At 41.9% G+C, this 23,452-nt stretch carries 25 protein-coding genes; 7 read left to right on the forward strand and 18 right to left on the reverse strand.

Annotated elements, in window-relative coordinates; all coding sequences use genetic code 11:
• Positions 1–2: 2 nt before the first annotated feature.
• Together D0C36_RS01865 and D0C36_RS01870 are read left to right on the forward strand one after the other, a co-directional pair.
• On the forward strand, positions 3–866 hold the full coding sequence (locus tag D0C36_RS01865; RefSeq protein ID WP_117389891.1) for a bestrophin family protein: 864 nt from the start codon (positions 3–5) through the stop codon (positions 864–866).
• Positions 859–1,761: a histone deacetylase family protein gene (locus tag D0C36_RS01870; protein WP_117389892.1), complete on the forward strand. Its 903-nt coding sequence runs from the start codon at positions 859–861 to the stop codon at positions 1,759–1,761. Before D0C36_RS01865 ends, D0C36_RS01870 begins: the two co-directional genes overlap by 8 nt.
• On the opposite strand, the gene D0C36_RS01875 is transcribed toward D0C36_RS01870, so the two are convergent.
• Genes D0C36_RS01875 through D0C36_RS01890 form a run of 4 tightly spaced genes read right to left on the reverse strand, consistent with a single transcriptional unit; the run spans position 1,750 to position 4,741 of the window.
• Positions 1,750–3,126, reverse strand: a complete 1,377-nt coding sequence (locus tag D0C36_RS01875; RefSeq protein WP_117389893.1) for an MATE family efflux transporter — start codon at positions 3,124–3,126, stop codon at positions 1,750–1,752. The two genes, D0C36_RS01870 and D0C36_RS01875, sit on opposite strands and share 12 nt — an antisense overlap.
• Positions 3,127–3,170: 44 nt before the next feature.
• On the reverse strand, positions 3,171–3,800 hold the full coding sequence (locus D0C36_RS01880; RefSeq protein WP_117389894.1) for an AlbA family DNA-binding domain-containing protein: 630 nt from the start codon (positions 3,798–3,800) through the stop codon (positions 3,171–3,173).
• Positions 3,801–3,817: 17 nt separating this feature from the next.
• Positions 3,818–4,267 (reverse strand): GNAT family N-acetyltransferase, encoded by a 450-nt coding sequence (locus D0C36_RS01885; RefSeq protein ID WP_117389895.1) that lies wholly within the window; start codon positions 4,265–4,267, stop codon positions 3,818–3,820.
• Positions 4,268–4,741 carry a DUF4442 domain-containing protein gene (locus tag D0C36_RS01890; protein ID WP_117389896.1) on the reverse strand — a complete coding sequence of 158 codons (474 nt, stop codon included), beginning with the start codon at positions 4,739–4,741 and terminating at the stop codon, positions 4,268–4,270. It abuts the gene before it with no gap.
• Between the two features lie 179 nt (positions 4,742–4,920).
• On the opposite strand from D0C36_RS01890, the gene D0C36_RS01895 reads away from it, so the two are divergent.
• Positions 4,921–5,115 (forward strand): entericidin, encoded by a 195-nt coding sequence (locus D0C36_RS01895; protein ID WP_147321916.1) that lies wholly within the window; start codon positions 4,921–4,923, stop codon positions 5,113–5,115.
• Between the two features lie 69 nt (positions 5,116–5,184).
• Here the strand turns inward: D0C36_RS01895 and D0C36_RS01900 are convergent, their stop codons facing one another.
• Positions 5,185–5,979: an SDR family NAD(P)-dependent oxidoreductase gene (locus tag D0C36_RS01900; RefSeq protein WP_117389898.1), complete on the reverse strand. Its 795-nt coding sequence runs from the start codon at positions 5,977–5,979 to the stop codon at positions 5,185–5,187.
• Positions 5,980–6,090: 111 nt separating this feature from the next.
• On the opposite strand from D0C36_RS01900, the gene D0C36_RS01905 reads away from it, so the two are divergent.
• Positions 6,091–6,690: a hypothetical protein gene (locus D0C36_RS01905; RefSeq protein WP_147321917.1), complete on the forward strand. Its 600-nt coding sequence runs from the start codon at positions 6,091–6,093 to the stop codon at positions 6,688–6,690.
• Positions 6,691–6,799: 109 nt separating this feature from the next.
• On the opposite strand, the gene D0C36_RS01910 is transcribed toward D0C36_RS01905, so the two are convergent.
• The 3 genes from D0C36_RS01910 to gyrA form a co-directional block, all read right to left on the reverse strand.
• Positions 6,800–8,053 (reverse strand): tetratricopeptide repeat protein, encoded by a 1,254-nt coding sequence (locus tag D0C36_RS01910; protein ID WP_117389900.1) that lies wholly within the window; start codon positions 8,051–8,053, stop codon positions 6,800–6,802.
• A gap of 62 nt (positions 8,054–8,115) precedes the next feature.
• Positions 8,116–9,222 (reverse strand): tetratricopeptide repeat protein, encoded by a 1,107-nt coding sequence (locus D0C36_RS01915; RefSeq protein WP_117389901.1) that lies wholly within the window; start codon positions 9,220–9,222, stop codon positions 8,116–8,118.
• 3 nt (positions 9,223–9,225) lie between these two features.
• Positions 9,226–11,838, reverse strand: a complete 2,613-nt coding sequence (gyrA, locus tag D0C36_RS01920; RefSeq protein ID WP_117389902.1) for a DNA gyrase subunit A — start codon at positions 11,836–11,838, stop codon at positions 9,226–9,228.
• Positions 11,839–12,014: 176 nt separating this feature from the next.
• Here gyrA and D0C36_RS01925 point away from each other — a divergent pair, with 176 nt between their 5' ends.
• Positions 12,015–13,034, forward strand: coding sequence for a TlpA family protein disulfide reductase (locus D0C36_RS01925; RefSeq protein ID WP_117389903.1), 1,020 nt, complete (start codon positions 12,015–12,017; stop codon positions 13,032–13,034).
• Here the strand turns inward: D0C36_RS01925 and D0C36_RS01930 are convergent, their stop codons facing one another.
• From D0C36_RS01930 to D0C36_RS01955, 6 genes are all read right to left on the reverse strand, one after another.
• A complete protein-coding gene (locus D0C36_RS01930) occupies positions 13,035–13,430 on the reverse strand; it encodes a hypothetical protein (protein ID WP_117389904.1) in 396 nt (131 codons plus the stop codon).
• The gene (hemF, locus tag D0C36_RS01935; RefSeq protein WP_117389905.1) at positions 13,431–14,345 is read right to left on the reverse strand and encodes an oxygen-dependent coproporphyrinogen oxidase; all 915 of its coding nucleotides are present in this window, start codon (positions 14,343–14,345) and stop codon (positions 13,431–13,433) included.
• Between the two features lie 153 nt (positions 14,346–14,498).
• A complete protein-coding gene (locus tag D0C36_RS01940) occupies positions 14,499–15,743 on the reverse strand; it encodes an MFS transporter (protein ID WP_117389906.1) in 1,245 nt (414 codons plus the stop codon).
• 113 nt (positions 15,744–15,856) lie between these two features.
• Complete coding sequence (locus tag D0C36_RS01945) at positions 15,857–16,054, reverse strand: cold-shock protein (protein WP_095704231.1); 198 nt, start codon at positions 16,052–16,054, stop codon at positions 15,857–15,859.
• Between the two features lie 199 nt (positions 16,055–16,253).
• Positions 16,254–16,724, reverse strand: coding sequence for a hypothetical protein (locus D0C36_RS01950; RefSeq protein ID WP_117389907.1), 471 nt, complete (start codon positions 16,722–16,724; stop codon positions 16,254–16,256).
• Between the two features lie 253 nt (positions 16,725–16,977).
• A complete protein-coding gene (locus D0C36_RS01955) occupies positions 16,978–17,784 on the reverse strand; it encodes an SDR family oxidoreductase (RefSeq protein WP_117389908.1) in 807 nt (268 codons plus the stop codon).
• Between the two features lie 108 nt (positions 17,785–17,892).
• On the opposite strand from D0C36_RS01955, the gene D0C36_RS01960 reads away from it, so the two are divergent.
• On the forward strand, positions 17,893–18,795 hold the full coding sequence (locus D0C36_RS01960; protein WP_117389909.1) for a DUF6694 family lipoprotein: 903 nt from the start codon (positions 17,893–17,895) through the stop codon (positions 18,793–18,795).
• Here the strand turns inward: D0C36_RS01960 and D0C36_RS01965 are convergent, their stop codons facing one another.
• From D0C36_RS01965 to D0C36_RS01980, 4 genes are all read right to left on the reverse strand, one after another.
• Positions 18,796–19,539: a menaquinone biosynthetic enzyme MqnA/MqnD family protein gene (locus D0C36_RS01965; protein WP_117389910.1), complete on the reverse strand. Its 744-nt coding sequence runs from the start codon at positions 19,537–19,539 to the stop codon at positions 18,796–18,798.
• A 13-nt stretch (positions 19,540–19,552) separates the two neighbouring features.
• Positions 19,553–20,173, reverse strand: coding sequence for a histidine phosphatase family protein (locus D0C36_RS01970; RefSeq protein ID WP_199501949.1), 621 nt, complete (start codon positions 20,171–20,173; stop codon positions 19,553–19,555).
• A gap of 81 nt (positions 20,174–20,254) precedes the next feature.
• Positions 20,255–21,448: an aminofutalosine synthase MqnE gene (gene mqnE, locus D0C36_RS01975; RefSeq protein WP_117389911.1), complete on the reverse strand. Its 1,194-nt coding sequence runs from the start codon at positions 21,446–21,448 to the stop codon at positions 20,255–20,257.
• A gap of 98 nt (positions 21,449–21,546) precedes the next feature.
• Entirely contained in the window at positions 21,547–22,056 is a 510-nt protein-coding gene (locus D0C36_RS01980; protein ID WP_117389912.1) for a hypothetical protein, read from the reverse strand.
• A gap of 102 nt (positions 22,057–22,158) precedes the next feature.
• On the opposite strand from D0C36_RS01980, the gene D0C36_RS01985 reads away from it, so the two are divergent.
• Positions 22,159–23,274, forward strand: a complete 1,116-nt coding sequence (locus D0C36_RS01985; protein WP_117389913.1) for a trans-sulfuration enzyme family protein — start codon at positions 22,159–22,161, stop codon at positions 23,272–23,274.
• Positions 23,275–23,452 lie beyond the last annotated feature (178 nt).

The raw sequence follows: 23,452 nt of genomic DNA on the forward strand, positions 1-23,452 counted from the left end.
TTATGGTATCATATAACCCCAAGCAATGGTTTAAGCTTTTATTCAGGGTAGAAAAGGCCGATACACTTCGTGAGCTTTTTCCGCTAATGCTGGTACTGGCAGCTTATGCCGGCATCGTCACCTATCTGCTTACTGATCTTTGGCATCTGCCTGAGACATCGATGCTGAAGAAAGTGATCTATATCCACCAAACTATCGGGTTTGTATTCTCGTTATTGCTGGCTTTCCGCATCAATTCTGCTTATGACCGCTGGTGGGAAGGCCGTAAACTGTGGGGCAGTCTGGTGAATAACAGCCGCAACCTGGCTATCAAGCTAAAACATTTGGTTGGTGCGCAGGAGGCTGCTTTTTTCAATTACGCCATTCCGCGTTATGCCAGGGCGATGAAAGACCACCTGCGGGATACTTATACTGCAGAAGAGAGCAGCATCGCTATTGATCCGTCTAAGCATGTTCCTAACCAGATCGCATCGGCCATCATCGGCGAGGTTTACCGCCTCAATAAAGCAGGGCAGATAAACCCCGAGCAATTGGTGAGCATAACTACCGAAATTACTTCGTTTACAGATATTTGTGGCGCGTGCGAACGTATCAAGAAAACACCGATACCATTTTCATACAGCGTATTTATCAAGAAGTTCATCTTCCTGTACATGATGACCTTGCCACTCACCTGGTGCTTTGATCTCAAGTATTTTATTATGCCGATCATTGCTATCGTATTATACGTATTTGGCAGTATTGAGCTGATAGCCGAGGAAATTGAAGATCCCTTTGGCCACGACCCGAACGATCTGCCGCTGGATGATATCAGCAACAACATCCGTAAGCACGTAGGCGAAATATTTGAGGGCAAAAATGCTTAGGATAGCGTTCGATCCCATATACGCGCACCCGCTGCCGGAAGGCCATCGCTTCCCGATGCTAAAGTACGAGCTGATACCTGAGCAATTACTATACGAGGGCATCATCACTCAGGAAAATGTTTTTTCACCTGAACTGGTAGATGAGGAAATTATCCTGCTTACCCATGATGCTGATTATTGGCAGCAACTCCGCGATCTGACATTGCCACCCAAAGAACAACGCCGCACCGGCTTCCCGTTAACTCAACGTTTGGTAGATAGGGAAAGATGCATTGCCCAGGGCACCATTGACGGATGCAGGTACGCTAAAGCGTATGGTATAGCCTTTAATGTAGCAGGTGGCACACACCATGCAGGCAGCAACTGGGGAGAAGGTTTTTGCTTATTAAATGACCAGGCTATAGCTGCTAACTATTTATTAAATAACAACTTATCGCAATCTGTTTTAATTGTAGATTTAGACGTTCACCAGGGAAATGGTACAGCGCAGATATTTGAGAACGATCCGCGGGTATTCACCTTCTCTATGCATGGCGATAAGAATTTCCCATTCAGAAAAGAACGCTCAAACCTCGACATCCCGTTGGATGACGGCATGGCTGATGAGGAATATTTAACCCTGCTTAAAAATACATTACCCCAATTAATCGCGCAGCAAAAGCCCGATTTTATCTTTTATCTCTCGGGCGTAGATGTGCTATCATCAGATAAACTGGGCAAACTCTCGCTCAGCAAAGAGGCCTGTAAAGAGCGCGACAGATTTGTACTCTCGCAATGCAAACAGGCCGGCATACCGGTACAGGTAAGCATGGGCGGGGGATATTCGCCGCAAATAAAGGATATTGTTGAGGCGCACTGTAACACCTACCGTGTAGCGGTTGAGCTATTCTTTTAGATCGTCAACGATAACCAGTTGTTGCTTTTTGCTGATGTTCTGGAACCTGAAGAACAGCATAATCGATGATGCTGCCAATCCGCAAACCAGTCCGTACCAAACACCCGCCACCCCGAATTTGAAATAGATACCGAGTAAGTAAGCTACCGGTAAACCAATACTCCAATAAGATATAAAAGTAATAATGGTGGGGATATTTACATCGCCCATACCGCGCAATATACCCAGGCCAACCACTTGCGTACCATCAAACAACTGAAAAAATGCAGCTACCACAAGTAACTGTGCTGCAATGGCTATCACTCGTTTATCTGTGGTGTATATCCACGGCAACAACTGGTTGCAGAAGGTAAATATCAGCGCTGTGATGCACATGAATACGATAACGATGTGGTAGTTAGAGATGGCAGATAAACGCAACTCACGGTGCTTGCCTGCGCCAAAATAATTACCGGATCGTACTGCTGCTGCAGATGATACTCCGCTGGCCATCATGTAGGTCATGGCCGCTAATGATATGGCTATCTGGTGGGCAGCCTGTTGTACAGGGCCAATAGTACCGATAAGGATAGAAGCTCCACCGAAAGCGCTCAATTCAAAAGTGGCTTGTAATGCCACAGGCATGCCTATCTTCAGTAATTCTTTTATACGGCCCCATTGTACGTTCTTGAATGCAAATTCGTGCAGGTATTTTTTGAAAGATGGTGAACGGAATACGTAAAAACCCATGGCAAGAGCCATCAGGCACCTGTCGATCAAAGTGCTGTACCCCACGCCACGAATGCCCATAGGTGGGATACCAAACATACCTTTCACCAGTACGATGCCCACTAAAATATTGAGTATGTTACCCACAATGGTGATGTACATAGCCTGTTTGGTAAAGCCCAGGCCTTGTGCAAATTGTTTAAAGGCATCAAAAATCATTAGTGGTACCATGGATAAGCTGAGCAGAAACAGAAAAGGCTTTGCTTGCTCAACAACCACCGGCGATTGATCCAGCCTGTTAATGAATAACGCCATTACTGAATATACCGCTGCGAATAGCACAAAGCTGGAAAGGATATTTAGTAGCAAACTATTGCTTAGCAAACGCCCGCACTCGGCAAAATTACCACGACCGTTATGCTGCGCGATAAGAGGGGTAATGCCATAGCTTATCCCTAAACCAATGGCCAGTGGCACCAGGAAGGTACTGATGGATAACGAGACCGCTGCAAGCGCATTTGTACCCGCAAACTGACCGACGATAATAGTATCAGATAGCTGCACCAGCGTATGGCCAATCTGCGACAACACCACCGGAATGGCCAGTTTAAGGCTGTCACGATAGTAAGAGTTATATTTTTGGTACAGGTTATTCATGGCCGGCTGAGTGGGGAGAGCCGGCAAATGTAAGCAATAAGCTTTTAACCCTGCATGGCTGTGTAAAACTCTTCTTTTTCGGTAGTGTGCACGGCCAAAACCCCTGATAATACCAGATCAACCAAAATGCGTTGCGCACGCCTGCGGCCAATGTTCAGCAGGGTACAAAACTCTTTTACGGTGATACGTTCCTGTTTATTCAAGTGCTCCAGCAGGGCTTTTTCTTTTGATGAATATTCTATCAGCACACCACGCTCATCCGCCCCGCGGCGAAGCACATCAACCACTACTTTGCTGGCCAGTACGCTTTTATCTTTTACGCGGATGTAAACCCACCATTTACCATCCTCAGCAAGGGCGGAGTGGGGCTTCTCGGTACTTTCCGGTATATCAACCATCAGTACTATTTTATCGTCGTAGTATACTTCTTCAAAAACAGGATCAAGCGCCGGTCGACAGAAAAAGTGGGCTGCCTTTTCTATCATATAGCGCTCCTCGGTCTCGTCCTTAACGCCTTTTATGGTGCCGTCATCCAGCACACCTATAAGCAAACGCCCACCCACATTATTAGCGAACGATACCATTGTTTTGGCTATCTTTTCGCAACTGGTTATGGTTTTCTTAAAGTCGAGTTTTACGCCTTCTCCCTCAAGTATCTGTCTCTTTAAATTCATCTCTCAATTCCTCAGTTCTATTTATATGGCGTAAATATTTCCATCCAACGGTCGGCACGGGTTATCTGCTCAAACCCAAATTGTTTATACAAACCGTGTGCATCCAGCGTGGCCAGTACAAAACGGCGCAGTCCCTGCAAATCAGGGTGCGAAATAATGGTTTGCACCAACCATTTTGATAAGCCGATATTGCGGTAAGGCTCAAGCACAAAAACGTCACACAGATAAGCAAAAGTGGCCTTATCAGTAATTACACGTGCAAACCCGGCCAGCTTACCATCTTTATAAACGCCAAAACACAGCGAATTGTCTATCGCTTTTCTCAGTTTATCTGCAGGAATACCTTTGGCCCAGTATGATTCGCCATCCAGGTAGTTGAATATTGTATCAAAATCAAGCAGCGAATTATCGGTTGAGATCTGATATCCTTTGTTAGCGAACCGGGCATCATTCATGTACACTGACATTTATTCTGTAGGTTTAAAGTTGAGGTTGCGTATATATACTTCGTTTTGTAACGAGGCACAAACCTCGCCGTCGGCATTAAAAATATCTACCAGGAAAGTTTTCTCGTATTTCCCGATGGTTTCAAGTATTTCCAGGGCTTCCTTTATATGGTGGTCATCAATCACTATACTAAACTTCAGAGTGGAATTTGCAGGTTTTAAAAAGTCAATTCTCGACGATTTTGACCAGATCCTCAGTTTTCTATCAGGCGAATACAAGATCCTATCAAAAAGCACCGGTAAAAATGGATCGGCAGCCGCAAAAATCGTCCCGCCGAATATTGTACCGTTGTAGTTTTTGTTAAAGAAGCTTTTAAAAACCTTTACCTCAACACCTTTAAAACCATTGTGAAACCGCTGTACCCAAATGCGTTGAAACAACAGGGGCGGGTAGAAGCGCATGATCCACTTAAGTGATGTTTCTGATACCACCATTGTGTTAAATATCAGAAAAAATATAAGCTTTTAAAGCCGCAAGTATTAATTGTGGAAATTATTTATCCCGTGAATAAGTTTAAACAGCTTTTATAAACTTTAGATAAACAAAAATGGAGTTAAGTGGTTATTATCCTGTTACAAGACAACGAATAACAAACATTATTAAACTTATATCCATGAAAAAACAATTTTTTGCATTTGCAGCAGCAGCGATGATCATTGGTTCAATAGTAACGGGTTGTGGTTCAGAAAAAGCTACAAACGGTTCTGACAGCACTAAAACAGATTCAACAGCAGCTACCACAGCTCCTGCTGATACTACTAAAGCGCCAGACACTACTAAAACAGATACTACTAAAAAACCTATGTAATTAGGTTTTAACTCAAATAAAAAAGCTCAGACCTTAAATGGTCTGAGCTTTTTTATTTGAGTATAGTTCTTAAAATGCTGATTTGATAACACCGCCATCCGCACGTACTGTAGCGCCGTTGGTAGCGGCCGCCAGCGGGCTTGCCAAATAAGTTACCGCATTGGCAATCTCATCTGGTGTAATAAAACGTTTTATTAAAGAAGTACCACGCATGTGGATGAAAAATTCTTCCTCTATCTGCTCTGTGGTTTTGTTTTGGCCATCAGCAAGGGCTTTCACAAAATCGCCAACGCCCTCAGAAAGGGTAGGGCCGGGCAGTACAGTATTTACGGTTACACCGCTATGTTTGGTTAACTCGGCCAAACCGCGTGCAACAGCTATCTGGGCGGTCTTAGTAACTCCGTAATGGATCATCTCTTCAGGTATTTGAATACCCGATTCACTTGAAATAAAAATGATCCGGCCCCAATTTTTCTTCAGCATTTTATCAAAATATACACGAGATAAACGAACGCCGCTTAACACATTTACTTCAAAAAACTTCAGCCAGTCTTCATCAGCAATCTCTGCAAATGGTTTCGGTTCAAAAATACCTACATTATTTACCAGGATATCAACTTCAGGAAGCTGCTGTAATAAATTATCGATCTGTTGCTTATCTGAAAAATCTGCAGCAACACCTTTAATATTCTGATTACCGGTTTCGGCGATAAGTTTCTGAGCAACATTATCAACTTTTGCCTGGCTGCGGCCATTTACGTAAACTACAGCGCCTTCATTAGCCAGCGATTTTGCGATAGCGTATCCAATTCCGGCTGTTGAGCCGGTAACCAGCGCAGTTTTATTTTTTAATTGTAGATCCATTTTTCGTTAGGGTTTTGATTTGATACTCAAGTTTAAGAACAATTATTGCAAAGTTGTTTAACTTAAAAACAAAGGTGTGACCAGGCTGACATTAGGATGCTTAAATGTTGATTGGATGATAAACCAAGAGAAAATGTTAAGAGTATTGGGCTTTTTATATCTTTAAAACAAGGTAGAGAAACGGATATGATATTTATATTGCAGATAAAGAATAAGATTAAAGACCGCCAGGTAGTTAATTTTCTTGTTTCACAATTTAGCCTAACACAAAAGGATATTGGTGAATTAATGAGCGGCAAAACCGACACCAAAATAAATTATCAAATTTTTTGCAGAGAATGCCCTTCAGAATTTAAAGTGGAATTGACTTTTTTTATCAAAGAAGAAGTTTGCTTAGAACTTGAGATATTTAATTCTCTTATCATAGCCCTGAGTTTTGTGGATTATTTTTCAAGAGCTGTTGTCATTAATGATGAAAGCCAGGATCCTTATCGTTGGATTTTAGTAAACGAGTTTAAAAAAATATTTGTTACTGACGAAGTTATCTATGATGATAACGGTTTGTTTAACGAAGGTTTGTTTATTGATTACAGCACAGCCAAAGAAATAACCATTAACAGCGCTATGAAAGTACTTCCAGATAGAGACTACTATTTAACCAAAGCTACAGACAGACCTGTTTTCTATAATCAGGATCCTACATGGGGATGATCAAAATAGATAATATGCAAAAAATCGCCTTATATTATTATTCATATAATTAATATTATGTTAAGTAATACTTTCCAAAAAGAGCCTGTATTGCTACAGGCTCCTATCATTAGTTTCCTAATGCTTTAATTTGAGCTGCTATTTTATTGGCATTCGCGTCATCGCGTTTACCTTTATAGTAAGTCATCAAACCATTAAGTGCATCTGCAGATTTTGGATTAAGTTCTACAGCTTTTAACAGATATGGTTTAGCTGCATCAAACATAGCACCTGCTTTTGCAATTTGTGCTGTGTATTCTTTTTGCTTGTTTGCAGGCAATTTATTTGCAGCATTGTAAGTATCAATTGCTGGCGATAAGTAAACAAAACCCAAGTTTAAAGTAGCCTCGAAATAGTTAGGATCAATTTCAATCGCTTTTTTATACATTTCTGCAGCTTTATCTGAATTTTGTTTCTTCTCAGCTTCCATAGTTGCTTTTGCAGCAGGTGCCGCTTTAGCAATTTTAGCAGCTGTGTATGAATCTGCAGCCTGCGAATATGCTAAGCCAGCGTAGTAATACAGATCTCTATTTTTTGGATCAGCCGCAATTGCGCTGGTAAGCTTATCTACAACTTCTTTTTGTTTTCCTTGCTTTAAAGCAATATCAATTTGGTGTGCTCTAAGTTTAGAGTGTTTTGGGTATTTAGTTAAACCCTCATCTATTGCTTTTAACGCATTTGCAGTATCTTTTGCTATTAAATAAGTACTTACAAGGTCGGCATAAGTACTATCAGCTTTAGAGTATTTGGTGGTTACCAATTTGGCGTAGTTTGTAGCAGCCTCAGGGTATTTTTTTGCGTTGTAAGCTGCCATTGCAGTATACAAAAGCGCGGTAGTATCCTCGGGGTTCATGCTGCGGTAATAATCAAAAGATTTGTATGCATCTTCAAATTTACCGGCGTTAAACTCTTTTGCGCCTTTGTTACCCTGGTATTGTGCAAGGGTAATTTTAGCGTTATCAATCCATTTTTTGTTTTCGCCTTTTGTATCAAGTTCTTGTGCTTTTTTTAAAGCCTCGCTTGCGGTGTTAAAAAACGGAAGCGCCGTTTCTGGTGCATTTTGATCGCTTGCTTCAATTAAACCTGCATAAATAGATGCTTTAACTGCCCATGTTAATGGCATTGTTGAAGTTTTTTCGTTAGCTGAAGCTTTATCTATAGCTTCTTGTGCTTTAGCTAAAGCAGGTTTAGCCAATGCCGGCTGGCTTTTAAGGCCCTGGTATTTGTCAAATTCAGACTGAGCGGTACTCAACTCCCCTTTTTGTGCGAAAGTTGCAGTAGAGATAAGGCCCAAAACGCCTATCATTAAGAATTTAATTTTCATCGTTACTGTTTTTGATTGGTAATGAGTGTGTTTGGCGGCGCTGGTGCCGCATTCTTAGTTTATTAATTTATTTGTTCTAAACGGTTATTAACCCGCTCTAACTGTGATTGATTACCGGTTTTAGTGTAAGCAAGTGCAAGCAACTCCAGGCATTTTTTATCACGCGGAGCCATTTCATTAGCTTTTTCTAACCACAAAATGGCGTTGGTGATATTCCTCTCCCCTTCATCTTTTTTAACCGCGCTTTGTTTAAAGTACAATAAACCCAAATTAAGCACCGGATCATAAGCATTGCCATTAAGTTCTATGGCGCGCAGGTATAAAGACTCTGCTTTGTCAAATTGGTTTAAGTTATCGTAACAATTTGCCGCCACAAATGTGATATCGGCATTGTTTGCATTATTATCAATAAGCTGAGGCAGCAGAGGTTCTAACGCTTTGTAATCGCGTTTGTTGTTGTAAATGTTAGCTTCGTCTTGCAAGAGTTGCTTATTTGTAGGGAGCAGTCTCCTGCCCTTTTTTACTATTTGCAATGCTTTTGCTGTATCGCCTATTGATTTATAAATAGATGACGCTGTTTCCAGGTACTCGAGCTTTGTACTATCGGTGCTTACTAAATTATCATAATATTTAGCTGCATCCTGTAAATTGCCTTGCTTATTGTTGGCATAAGCTATATAAGCGTTGATATTCTTTTGACCGGGCCCATACTTTTTAGCATTCTGAAAAGCAGTAGCCGCCCCCTTAAAATCATTGTTACGGGTTAGCGCAAAGCCTTTGCGCACGTAGGCATTTGAAAGGCAACGGCGCGAATAATCCATCTCTGCCTGATATTTGAATATCTTATTTTTACCGGCAAATTTTTCATATAAAGCAGCGGTCTGGTCTGTAAAACCTTCCGGCTGGTTGAGCGTATTTGTAGAATCAACCTGCAAAATACTCGAGTAAACAATTAAACGGTAGATATTTTTCTCAATATCGTTCGAATCTTTTTTGGTTACCACAAGGCTATCTGCTGATTTTTTTGCTCTCGCTAAAAATGCAACATCTGCTTTTTGCTTATAAAAAGCGAGGTTGTTTACCACGCTCTTTAACGCTTCTGATTGCCCAAAAGCGAAAGAGGTAATAAACAACCCTGCAATTAATAACCCTAACTTGCTTTTTTGCATAAGCTATTCGGTTTGGTCATCTTCGGTAGCAGCATCATCTGCAGCACCTTCGTCTGTTTTTGTTTCTTGTTTAGTGTCTGTTTCTTCGGTCGCAGCAGCGTTTTCTGCATTTGCTTCTGTCACTACTGTTTCGTCAAGCTCTTCATCTTCTACGTGCTCAACAGTTGCTACCGATGCAATTTCATCATTGCCTTTCAGAGTAATCAACCTCACCCCTTGCGTTGCGCGGCCCATTGTACGTAACTCGGCAATTGCCATACGTATAATAATGCCCGATTTGTTGATGATCATCAGGTCTTCAGTATCAGTAACACCTTTTATGGCAACAAGGTTTCCGGTTTTATCGGTAATATTTAAAGTTTTAACACCTTTACCGCCACGGTTGGTTACGCGGTAGTCTTCAATATCGGTACGTTTACCGTAACCTTTTTCCGATACTACCAGTACGGTTGTCTCAGCATCGTTAATGCTGATCATACCTACCACCTCATCGTTATTACTATCTAAACTGATACCGCGAACACCTGTTGCGGTACGGCCCATTGGCCTTACAGTTGACTCGTTGAAGCGAATTGCACGACCTGATTGTAGTGCCATTACAATTTCGCTGCTGCCGGTTGTTAATGTTGCTTCAAGCAGCGAATCGCCCTCGTTGATATTGATAGCATTGATACCGTTTGCACGCGGGCGAGAATAAGCCTCTAAAGATGTTTTCTTGATAACACCTTTTTTGGTACACATGATGATAAAGTTGTTCTCCAGGTATTCCCTGTCTTTTAACGACTTCAGTTTAATGTATGCCTTTATCTTCTCCTCTTTAGGGATATTGATGATATTCTGTATTGCACGGCCTTTTGAGGTACGGGTACCTTCAGGTATTTCAAACACGCGTAACCAGAAACACTGCCCGCTCTCGGTAAAGAACAGCATGTAATTGTGGTTTGATGCGATCAACAGGTGCTCAATAAAGTCGGCATCGCGGCTGTTGCTGCCTATAGAGCCTTTACCACCCCTGCCCTGACGGCGATATTCTGTTAACGAAGTACGTTTGATGTAACCCTCGTGAGAAATAGTGATCACAACATCCTCATCCTCAATAAAGTCTTCGGTTTGCATTTCTGCAGATGAGTGTACAATTTTGGTTTTACGCTCATCACCGTATTTTTCCTGTATCTCGGTCAGTTCCGTTTTGATGATACCCATACGCAGGCCTTCATCAGCTAAAACAGATTTTAAGTATTCTATCTGTTTCATTAATGCATCAAACTCATCACGGATCTTATCACGCTCCAGACCTGTTAAACGGCGAAGCGTCATATCCAGGATAGCACGTGCTTGTATATCGCTTAAGCCAAATTGCGCTATCAAACCTTCGCGGGCTTCATCAGGTGTGCCTGATGCACGGATAAGCTTAATAACTTCATCAAGATGATCAAGCGCTATCAGTAAACCTTCTAAGATATGTGCACGTTTCTCTGCCTCGGCAAGCTCAAACTGAGTACGGCGTATAACTACTTCGTGCCTGTGCTCAACAAAGTGATGGATCAGATCCCTCAGGTTCAGCAGCATTGGGCGGCCTTTAACCAGCGCAATGTTATTTACACTGAACGATGTTTGCAGCGAAGTATATTTATAAAGGTTATTTAAAACGATAGCTGCATTTGCATCGCGTTTTATCTCGTAAACCACGCGGATACCCTGGCGGTTAGATTCATCGCGGATAGCTGAGATACCTTCAATTTTCTTTTCGTTGATGAGTTCGGCAGTACGCTCAATCATCAATGCTTTGTTAACCTGGTAAGGTACATCGCTTACGATAATACGCTCACGGTCGTTATTGTAGGTCTCTATCTCAGCAGTTGCACGGATAACAATACGGCCACGGCCGGTCTCTAATGCAGCACGCGGGCCTTCAAAACCATAGATGATACCACCTGTAGGGAAATCGGGGCCTTTAACGTGTTTTATCAGTTCTTCAACAGCTATTTCTCTGTCATCGATGTATGCCAGCGTAGCGTCAATAACCTCGTTAAGGTTATGTGGCGCCATGTTGGTAGCCATACCTACTGCAATACCTGATGCACCGTTAACCAGCAAGTTAGGGAACTTAGCAGGCAATACAGTAGGCTCTTGCAGCGAGTCGTCAAAGTTGAGTTGGAAATCGATGGTGTCTTTGTTGATATCGGCCAGCATCTCTTCGGCAATCTTTTGAAGTTTTGCCTCAGTATAACGCATTGCTGCTGGCTGGTCACCGTCTATCGATCCATAGTTACCCTGTCCTTCAACAAACGGGTAACGTAAGCTCCAGTCTTGCGCCATACGTACCATGGCATCATAAACCGAGGTATCGCCGTGAGGGTGATATTTACCCAACACCTCACCCACTATACGGGCTGATTTTTTGTATGGCTTATTGTTATTTAGACCCAGGTCAAGCATGCCATAAAGTACGCGCCTGTGTACCGGCTTTAAACCATCGCGCACATCGGGTAATGCCCTTGATACGATAACCGACATTGAATAGTCAATGTAAGCTGATCGCATCTGTTCATCAATATTTATCGGAATTATTCGGTCTTCTTTGTGGGAGTTCTCGTTTTCTAAATCTTCAGCCATTTTTAATTTTTCTGTAGACAGTTATGGCGCTTCTCAAACATAGGTTTAACTGTAACTAAAGCGACCTGCGAAGATAACAAATTATACAGAGAACGGGCGTTTTTTTACTAACATTCTGCCGGTTTTTCACACTCCTTAGTGTTATAATTTACTACATTTATAAACGCTTTATCACCATGAAAAAATCAACCTTAAACCTGTTTGCAATTATCATTCTCTTAATGCTGCCGTTAAGTAGTATTGCGCAAACTACAATTACTACTGTAATTAAAAGCCCGATAAAGATAGATAGTGTGAGTATGGATGATGTAAGCACTACAGAACATTATAGTTTTCCGTTTAAGGATACGCTTACCTTTAATTTCCGCAAGAAAGATATTGATTGTTATAACATTAAGTATTACGTAAATAACAAAAGATATAAAAACCAGTTATGGTTAAATGCAGGAAAAATCAGTGTGAATGCACACCTGACCGATACTTCACATTTTATAATCGACACCGTAGTTAACTCACCTTTTTACTACCATAAGCTAACTTTTTTAAAAAATATTGCATTGCTCAGGAAAGATAGCTCGGCCTACAATGCTGCCTTGCTGCCGGAAATTGAAAATCACCTTGAACAAACATGGTCGATGTACCTTGCCCTCAGTTATATTGACTACAATCAAAATTCAAAGGATAATCTTTTAAAATTGAAGGCGATATTGGTGCAACAAAAAACAGATTTCAGTTGGTTTATGCTATATAAGATCGCTATCCCGAGGCTGAATGAGTTATTAAAGGTCAGAAGTTTTAATATAGCCGGTTTCGCTTTCATCAACAGACAAGGCAAAACTACAGATATCAAGTTACAGGATTACGATTACTACCTGCTTGATTTTTGGTTTTTAGATTGCCCGCCATGCAGGCGGGATCACATGTGGATAAGTGAAAACCTTGATAAAATTGCAGCGCAAAAAGTTAAAGTTATAAGTATCGGCACCGACAAAAAAGAACTTTTATCCGACTGGAACAAATATCTGGCTCAGCATAAATACACATGGGACAACTATCTTGAACCGGCAAATAAGAAAATAACTGAACAGCTTGGGATCAGCGATTACCCAAGCTATGTTTTGCTGAACAGCAAAGGAGAAATTGTAAGAACAGCAAACTCAGTTATTGATGCATTGCAGCAATTTAAAATAAACTGATCACTGTACCCTCTTCCAGTACTCTTCTACTACAGTACCATTCGGTAATATTCCGTTAAATATCAGCGTATCATTACGGATTTGAAAATGATATTTTACGGTTACATTGAGCAGTTTTGATGGCTGTGCGCTGTAGGTTTGTGTTTCAAAGCAACTATCCAACTGGAGTTTGTAGTTACCGGTCTCGTATGTGCGGGGTTGCTCATCTTTCTCTAAAAAAGTACCTGCATAATGCTCGGCATTGTATTGCCTGCGCAGGGTATATTCAGTTGGTGCCGGCGAGGGCTTGCCATTGTAAATACCGCCGCTATACTCCCACCTGCCGGATAACCCGCCATCAAATGTAAAGGATGATAATACACCGAAAAACAATACGGCAACAAGTAACTTTTTCATTTAAACCCAGTTAATTCCTTTTTTTAACAAGCCCATTGTTTTTTCCTCCTCGCTGCCTGGCTGTGCTTTAAAATCATACACCCATTTGGCAGTTGGTGGCAGGCTCATCAGTATCGATTCGATACGGCCATTGGTTTCTAAACCGAATTTGGTACCTGCATCATATACAAGGTTAAACTCAGCATAACGGCTGCGGCGCTGGTATTGCCATAACTGTTGTTCGTCGGTAAATGTTTTATCGCGGTTGCGGTTAACCAATTCCAGGTAAGTTGGCGCAAAGGTACGGCCAACTGCTTTTGAGAACTCAAATACCTGCTCCCAGGTTATCTCGTCGGTAGCCGTTAAACGATCGTAAAAGATGCCGCCTATGCCCCGCGTTTCACTACGATGTTTGATGTAGAAGTAATCGTCGGCCCAGGCTTTAAAGCGCTGGTAAAAATCGGCATGGAACTTATCACAAGTATCTTTTAATTGCTGATGGAAGAAACTTGCATCATCCTCAAAAACATAATGAGGTGTAAGATCTATCCCACCACCAAACCAGCGTACCGGCGGTGTATTGTTATGGAACGATGAAGGCATCTCAAAGTACCTGATATTCATGTGGATGATTGGCACCAGCGGATGATTTGGGTGGATAACGATAGATACACCGGTAGCAAAAAAATCGTCCTGCTCTACGTTAAGTGCTTTTTTTACAGTGTGGGGTAACTGACCATGTACGGCAGAGAAATTTACTCCACCTTTTTCAAATATGTTTCCGTCCTGTATCACACGGGTACGACCACCGCCGCCGCCATCGCGTTCCCAAAGCTCCTGCTCAAACTTAGCTTGCCCATCAGCCGCTTCAAGTGCTGCACATATCTCGTCCTGTATTTGTTGGTAATCGGCGGCTATTTGTTCGTGAGTTATCAATGAGTGATAGATTGAATGAGCGAATGAGTGAATTACTTTAAGGCGTCAAAGTTAAGCAAAGTAAACAAATCCTGTTTACTTTACCTTATTGGGGTTATCCACTATAGAAAACATTCACTCCTTCCATCCTTCACTAATTCACTTATTAAATACCTAACTAACTCCCGCCTCTTCCTCAATATAATTCAGATCCTTACCAAAGGTTTCCTTCAGCTGACTTAGTGCAAACAGCGCAATTACTGTGAGAATCCCCATCATGATAAAGCCTGCATTTATTTGCCCGTAGCTTCCTTTAAAGGCATTAAAAGCAAGTGTTATGGGGATGAGTGAACCGCGGACAAAGTTGGGTACCGTGGTGGTAACCGTAGCGCGTATGTTGGTGCCAAATTGTTCTGCAGCAATGGTTACAAACGTAGCCCAGTACCCTACTGAGCAGCCCATGAAAAAGCAAACCCAGATAAAACGCTCGTGTGTTATACCTTCTGATCTTAAGTAGATAATGGCAGCTACGGTTGATAATATATGAAATACCGCCATAGTGATCTTGCGCGATTTGATCAACTGAGCCAACAATCCCGCAAAAATATCGCCTATTGAAATACCGATGTAAGTATAAAAAACGCCCTCACCAGCGCTTAACACATCTTTTGAATGAAGGGCTTTACCAAACTCGGGGCTAAAAGTTACCAGAACGCCTACCACATACCATAAAGGTGCGCCAATAAGGATGCAATAGATATATTTTTTAAAGCGCGCAAAGTTGGTGAACAGCATAAAGAAATTCCCTTTGGAAACTTTGCTCTCCTGCACATCCTGGAACATGCCCGACTCAAACGTACCTATACGCATAAACAGTAACAGTATGCCCAAACCGCCGCCAACCATGTAAGCACTTTGCCAGCCATGTTTTGCAACGGCATAGGCAGCCGCAGCACCAAACAAACCGATAACTGCTACTATCATGGTGCCATATCCGCGCTTCTCTTTGCTTAAAGTTTCGGTAACGAGGGTTATGCCTGCGCCAAGCTCTCCGGCTAAACCTATACCCGCTATAAAGCGAATAGCGGCATACATAGGCACATTAACTACAAAGGCATTGGCAAAATTAGCTATCGAGTATAATAATATTGACCCGAACAAAACCTTAATGCGGCCCATTTTATCGCCCACAATGCCCCAGATAATACCGCCCAGCAACAAGCCGGCCATTTGCACATTAATAATCAATTGGCCCTTGGTGGTAATCTCGGCTTCGCTAAGGCCAAGGTCTGTTAAACTGGGTACGCGCACTATGGAAAATACCAGCAGATCATATATATCAACAAAATACCCAAGTGATGCAACCAATACCAGGAACACGGCATTGCGGGTTAATTTAGATGGGGCAGCTTCTAACATTTACTGTAATTAATTGGTGTGCTAAGGTAATTATTGCAAACAACGGTGCAAACTTTTGTAAATAAAAAACCCCTGTTGCCAGGGGTTATATATCATTACGTTTGTGTACAAGATCACACCTTTTTCACTTTTACAGCCTGCAGGCCTTTGCGGCCTTCTTCTTCCTCGTACTCTACATCGTCGTTATCTTTAATTGCGTTTACGCCACCTTGTACATCTTTAAAATGCACAAAAAGGTCTTTGCCTTCTTCGGTTATGATAAATCCATAACCTTTTTGAGTGTTAAACCATTTTACTTTTCCAGTTTTCATAATTCTTTTGATATTAATTGTGTAAGATTAGTAAGTATATCAAACTGAATAAGTAGCTTATTATCAATGTAGAAATACAACTATCTATATCAAATATAACAAAATATTAATATGCAAGTAAATAATTATTTAACAGGAATATAACGCAAAAAAGCCGCCTGTTTATAGCAGGCGGCTTTTATATATGCTGGGTTGAGAATTATTTAACTTTTTGGAAGTAGCTAACACCAGAACCCGGAACTACTTTTAACAATACCTCTTCGTTGTCGTTAGCAACATCAACAAAGTATACTAATGAATCAACGTTCTCGTCGTTCTCTAATTTGATAACCTCTTTAGCGAAGTAACCTTGGTATTTGTTTGAGATCTCTTTTTGAGCTGATACCGGTAATGCGTTGTATTGTACTGTTTGAGTAGTACCCATTAACTCACCGCGTTGGTTATAGAAAGCTGATTTTTGTACACCATCGATAGTGAAAGTAGCTTTCTGGAATTTAGATGTTACTTTCCAGGTTACATTTTCAGCACCGAAGAAATCGCTGTTGAATTTATTGATTGCTAAGTAAGTTACGTTAGCTGAATCATCGTTTACTTTAGGAGCTTTGTCGCCAGCAAAAACATTAACGCTTAATAATGCTGCAACTGCTGTAGTTATAAATATTTTTTTCATGGCTGTCTTTTTTAATTTATGCAACAAAAATACATCAGCTTTGAATATTGTCAAAATAATGCTTAATTTTTATGAAATTTTGATAATCATAGCGCCATAAAAACAAAAATGTCAAAATAACAGCCAATACTTAGTGTATTTTTTACAATATGTTAAAGATTTTTACAAATACTTATTGTAAAAAGTACACTAAGTAAATTTCATGTAAACAAATCTGAATTTCGTGACACATTCATGACAAAAACCTTCATTTTTAGCCATTATCAGCAAAGCCGGGATATAAGGTCATCCCGCCATCAGCAAAAATTGTGGTACCGGTAATGTAATCAGCATCATCAGATACCAGCCAGGCGGCAAGTTTACCAATGTCATCGGGCTTTCCGATACGGTTATAAGGGATAAGTGTTAAAAGTTTTTCCAAAGCCTCCGGCGTTTCCCAGGCTTCTTTGTTGATAGGTGTTTGAATAGCGCCCGGGCCAATGCCTGCAACCCTTATCTTTTGCGGGGCCAGTTCCTGCGCTATACTTTTCATAAACAGGCTGATACCGCCTTTACTGGCTGCATAATTAACATGGCCCGCCCAGGGGATAATTTCATGCACACTACTCATACAAATGATCTTTCCGGCGGCCCTGCTTATACCATCCCTTATCCCCTGTTGTATAAAGATCTTAGCCGCCTCGCGCGAGCAAAGAAACTGGCCCGTAAGATTAGTACCAATTACAGTGTTCCATTCATCCAGTGTCATATCAACAAACTTTGCATCTTTTTGCAAACCGGCATTGTTTACGAGGATATCCAATGAACCAAAAACATTAAGGTGGTGCGCAAACATCCTTTGTACATCATGCTCCTTGCTTACATCGGCCTGGTATGCTATTGCTTCTCCCCCTTCGGCAACAATTTGGCTCACCACTTCATCTGCCGCGGTATGGTTATGAAAGTAGTTTACAAGTACTTTTGCTCCTGCATTTGCCAGCGCTAATGCCACACCCTTGCCAATGCCGCTATCGGCACCGGTTACAATGGCCGATTGTTTTTTAAGTTTTTGTGTTTCCATGGTATGGGTTAAATGCGGGCTAATAGCCTATTGTTTTAAAAATTGAGAGAATACCATACAGAACTTTTTTGCTGCCGGTTAGTTTAATAAAGCAACATATCTAACCTTATGAAAATAACTTACCTGCCAATTGCTCTTATCCTGATAATCTTACTAAGCAGCTGCGGCCCTCGGATTGATGGCAGCTCTGAAAAAGCATCTAAAGCCTCATACGAAAAAATGAAAGCGGGCTTAAGCGATGAAGACCAGTCTAAACTTGATCTGGCCATTCTTTATATCACTGGCTCTGCCATGTACGATAAGATGCATGATGTTAAAGAATACAAAGATTTATCGTTTGAGAAAATTGTTTTGAAGAAAATTGACGGTAAAACCAAAGGTGGCATTTTTGACCTGGCCGAAGAATTTATGAAGCAGGATAAAGAGCGACAGATAAAATCGGCTCAGGATGAGATAACCGAACTCAATAAAACTGCTGATAAAGAGCGTAAGGATTACGACGCAATCCGCCAAAAAACAGAGATGTTAAAGGGCAGCTTTGTAAAGATGACGCTGGAAAACGGCATGCCTATGATTTATTGCCAGTTTAAGAATGTTACAGCCGATAAGATGTTTGATGCTTATTCACTCTCGCTGCTCATACGATCAATTGATAAAAACCATATTATATGGAATAGTACAACTGTACGCTCAGGCGTGGGAACAATAAAGCCGGGCGATACATTTGACGAGAAAATGGATGTAAGCCAATACAGTATGGACAACGCGCCCGAAATAAACTGGAAAGCCATCAAATACCCGGTTACCGACCTTGCCAAATACAACCTTGAGGTAGAGGCCAAAACTACGTCCTTATTTGTTGATGATAAGGAATACTCTTTAGACACGGTTAAATGGGACAGAGACAGCGAAATTAACTACCGTGCGAAGCTTAAGGAACTTAACGCAGATCTAAAAAAGGCTAAAAGCAAACCCGATAATCTTGATGATGAATTAAAGCGCGGCGGTTAATTACAACGCTTTAATATAATCCAGAAACAGGTATAACGCCTTGCGTTTTTCTTCGGTAAGATTAAAATCCAGTTTATGCATCAGGTAATCTTCCATATCAAAATCGGCACGTTGCGGCAGCACTTTCAACAGGTCTGATCGGTGGGCCAAACCATGGCGAAGTGCCTGATCGAACTCTTTGGTAAAAGCTTCGGGGATAGGTTTGTTAGCTATCCAGGCAGCAAATACGAATGGCAGACCGGTGAACTTTTTCCACTCGCCCGATAGATCGTATACGTATTGATACTGCTCGGTTTTACCGAAAGTACGGTCGCCTATTTGTACAAAGGCTGTTTTAGGATCAGTTGATGAAGCATAGTCTGCAGCGCCGGTAACTAACTCAGGCGTAACCTTCCAAAAGTTTTTAAGCAACACCTTAGCCAGGTTGTTTGAGCTGCGCGATTCGGGGTCTAACTGTATCGTCGTAGCTTCTTCGATAGGGCAATTACTGAAGATAAAAACCGAATTAACCGGCCCTTCGGCACCTATGCAATAGTTAGAAATAATATGCCACTCGGGTAGATTTAAAGTAGCTGCAACAGGTATTAAACCGATATCTACTTTGTTATCTATTAATTTCTGTGCACAATCTGAGGGCATATCCAAGCTCAGATCAATGTTTTCTTTTATTGCAGAATGTTGTAAGCCGTATAAAAAGGGTTTGGTGTTAGTATAACTAACAGCCGATATTTTGATCTTGTTCACGTTGGTAGTTCTCTTAGTTCGATTTTAGATGGAGCGCGTTGTTTGCATCAACAATGGTAAACTTGCTGCCATCATAAGTAACTTTATAAAGCACCAGGTTTTGGTGCGGGAAGGTATCCATTTGCGTTAAAGGCTGCTCAGTTAGTATGCACATCAGCAGGCGCAAAGCACGGCCATGCATACATACCAAAACCGTTTTTTCTTCGGGATGACTCATGATCACTTCCATCGCCTCGCGCTGGCGTATCTCCACTTCGTTAGGGCTCTCACCACCTTCAAATTTCGAATCAAGTTTGCCATCAAGCCAATCGCGCATCAGGTTTAGGAAAGCTCCTTTATTTTCAGGCGTAGACGGCTGCCCTTCTAAAACGCCCCAGGCTAACTCATCCAGCCCGCTCAATTTCTCGTACGGAATACCTTTATCAATAAACGGCTGGATGCTTTGCTGCGTGCGTTTAAGCTCAGATATGTAGATCTTATCAAAAGCAATATCTTTATAAGCCGCGTAAAACTGCTGCGCCTGTAACTGGCCTTCTTCATTCAGATCGGTATCGCGGCCGCGGCCCTGTACTATTCCTAATCTGTTCAGTTCGGTTTGCCCGTGGCGTACAATATAAAGTGTCTTTTGTATCATGTTCATTCGTCAATAGTTCATTGGTAACTCAACAGCTCAAACTTGTTTACTAATAAACTAATGAACCATTGAACCAATCAACTAATTAATAACCGGTAGCTTGTAGTAATTCGGTTTTGCCGTTTCTTCAAACAGGTGGTCTTTGTAGTCGGTAACTACATTATATAATGTATCTCGTTCTATAGGGTGGCGACCAATATTTTTGATAAGCTCTACCAATTCCTGAGTGCTCATAGCCGGGGTTTGCTCTTCTGCACCAGCCATCGAGTAGATCTTGGTGGTATCATCAAGTGTACCATCAATATCATCCACACCAAAGTTTAATGATAGCTGCGCCGTGGTGCGGCTTATCATAGCCCAATAAGCTTTTATATGGTCAAAGTTATCCAGGTAGATACGGGCGATAGCATAGTTGCGCAGGTCTTCAATTACGGTAGACTCCGGCACATTGCTCATCTGGTTATCCTGGTTCCGGAACTTCAGCGGAATAAAAGTCTGGAAACCACCTGTACGGTCCTGTAATTGACGCAGGCGCTCCATGTGGTCAACACGGTGCCAGTATTTTTCAATATGGCCGTAAAGCATGGTAGCGTTTGAGCGCATGCCCAATTTGTGCCATTCCTCATGGATATCCAGCCATTGGTCGCCGGTGCATTTATCTTTGGCGATAAGATCGCGCACCTCGGGATGGAAGATCTCCGCACCACCACCCGGTATTGATTCCAGGCCTGCATCCTTCATCATCTTCATACCGGTAGCATAATCTATCTTGGCTTTTTTGAAGATGTAATGGTATTCAACTGGTGTTAAAGCCTTTACATGCAGGTCAGGCCTGTGTTGTTTGATACGGGTAAACAGTTCGCTGTAGAAAGGAACATCGTATTGCGGCAACACGCCACCAACAATATGGACTTCGGTAACCGGCTGGTCGTCGTATTTTTTAACAATGTCCAGCATCTCTTCCATCGTATACTCCCAGCCGTCAGAGCGCTGTTTCAATAAGCGCGAGTATGAACAAAACTTGCAGTCATAAACGCAAAGGTTTGTTGGCTCGATATGGAAATTACGATTAAAGTAGGTTTTATCGCCGTGTTTTTGTTCGCGTATGTAGTTAGCCAGTACGCCCAGATAGCCCAATTCGGCTTTCTCGTAAAGCAGTACCCCTTCGTCGAAACTTATACGCTGGTGATGAAGTACCTTCTCGGCTATATCTTTAAGTTCGGGCAAAAGCTGAGGATCATTCATCAGCACCCGCAAATTCTCTGATACTTCCATGTGGGAAAAATATTTGAGCAAATGTAGTAAAATACCACATTTTTAAAACGGATGTTGACAACCATCGCGTGTTTAAACACCGAAGTATGACAATGATGTTACAGAGCTTTGATGTCTTTTATGTGGATACCGTTAAAGCAATCGTCCTGGCAACCCTTGGGTACGTAGCCAACTGAGCTGATCAATCCCCTGTCATCAACACTGAAATAGATATCGTTTTTTTCTTTACTAACGTTGATCATACTTGGTGCTTCGGCGTATATCTGATCTAAGGTTATAGGTTTAGCCGCATAATCATCATGAGTACCTATTTCAGCGCCGGTCTCCGTCCAGCTTTTTGTAACGATAAGGTTGGGAGAACTTTGCTCCTGATTTCCGGCTTTAAAGGCTCTTTCTATTACTTTACCATTCTGCACAGTTATTGTTGTTTCAAGGAAACTTCCTGTCCAAGAGCCAAAGGGTACTGTATAAGAATAAGAGTTACTTACAGATGCTTTAAAAGATTGCCATTTTTTGCGGCTCTCGTCAATCTTGGTTTGATTTTCATCCTTTTTACAGGCAACAAATAAAAGGCAGATAGTAAGGATGGCAAGTGATATGCGTTTCATTGTGTTTAAGGTTTGTGTTGACTATAATACGGCAATAATCTGCAAAACGCTACAGCATTCACAATTTTTCTTAGTTAATTTGGCAGCTTATCCATCGCAGCCATGAAAATAGAAACCATTGCCATACACGCCGGAAACCACGTTGACCCACACACCAAAGCTGTTGTACAGCCCATTGTAATGGCCACCACTTTTGAGCGCGATGCCGATGGTGGGTATGCATCAGGCTACCAGTACAGCCGCTCGGCCAATCCCAACCGTGATGCATTAGAGAAGGTTTTGGCACAACTGGAAAATGGTGTGGAAGCAGCGGCTTTTTCATCTGGTAATGCGGCGGGTATGTCGGTATTTCAATCGCTTGCGCCTGGCACGCATGTTATTGCACCCGATGATATGTACCATGGTTTACGCAACCAGGCAAAGCAACTATTTGCAGGTGTGTTGGAGTTTGATTTTATCGATGTAAATGATGAAGCAACGCTTCGCGCGCATATCAAACCTAACACGGGTATTATATGGGTGGAAACCCCTTCAAACCCGCTTCTTAAAATAACCGATATTAAAAAGGTGGTTGCCATAGCACGCGAACATAACATCAAAGTAGTATGCGATAACACTTTTGCTACACCGGTTTGCCAGCAACCGCTCTCGCTTGGTGCCGACCTGGTGATGTATTCTTCAACCAAATACTTTGGCGGGCACAGCGATCTGATGGGTGGCGCACTCATCACCGCAGAAAAAAGCGACTGGTGGACAAAGATCCGCGCCGTACAAACCATGGGCGGTGCCGTGCCCTCTCCTATGGATTGCTATTACCTGGTGCGCAGTATAAAAACTTTGCCGTACCGTGTAAAGGGACACGTACATAACGCGCTGCTGTTAGCTACCTTCCTGGAAAACCATCCTGCGGTTGAGCAGGTAATGTACCCGGGCTCAGCCTCACACCCTCAGTATGAAGTGGCAAAAGAGCAGATGATATTGCCGGGGGCTATGATGTCGTTCACCCTTAAAGGCGGCCAAGAGAAAGCTAAAAAGGTAGTTAATGCCTTAAAAATATTTACACAGGCCACCAGCCTTGGCGGTGTTGAAAGTTTAATAGAACACCGCGCTTCTGTTGAAGGGCCGGATACCAAAACGCCTTTTAATCTCCTTAGGGTATCGGTTGGTTTAGAGCATATCGATGACCTGATAGCCGATCTGGAGCAGGCGATGGCGTAAGCCACACTTGTTAACACAAGGTGTTCCGATGGAACACAATCCTTTATCATTATTCTTCTACCAACGAAATGTTCCTATGGAACATAGCTTCGTTTGAGCTTAAGTAGTTCATGTAAGTTTATTAGATCTATTAAATCCAACGTATTCTGAAAAGCACCTTGTATGTTGTACTGCTTTT

Source organism: Mucilaginibacter conchicola, assembly GCF_003432115.1.
GTDB lineage: Bacteria > Bacteroidota > Bacteroidia > Sphingobacteriales > Sphingobacteriaceae > Mucilaginibacter > Mucilaginibacter conchicola.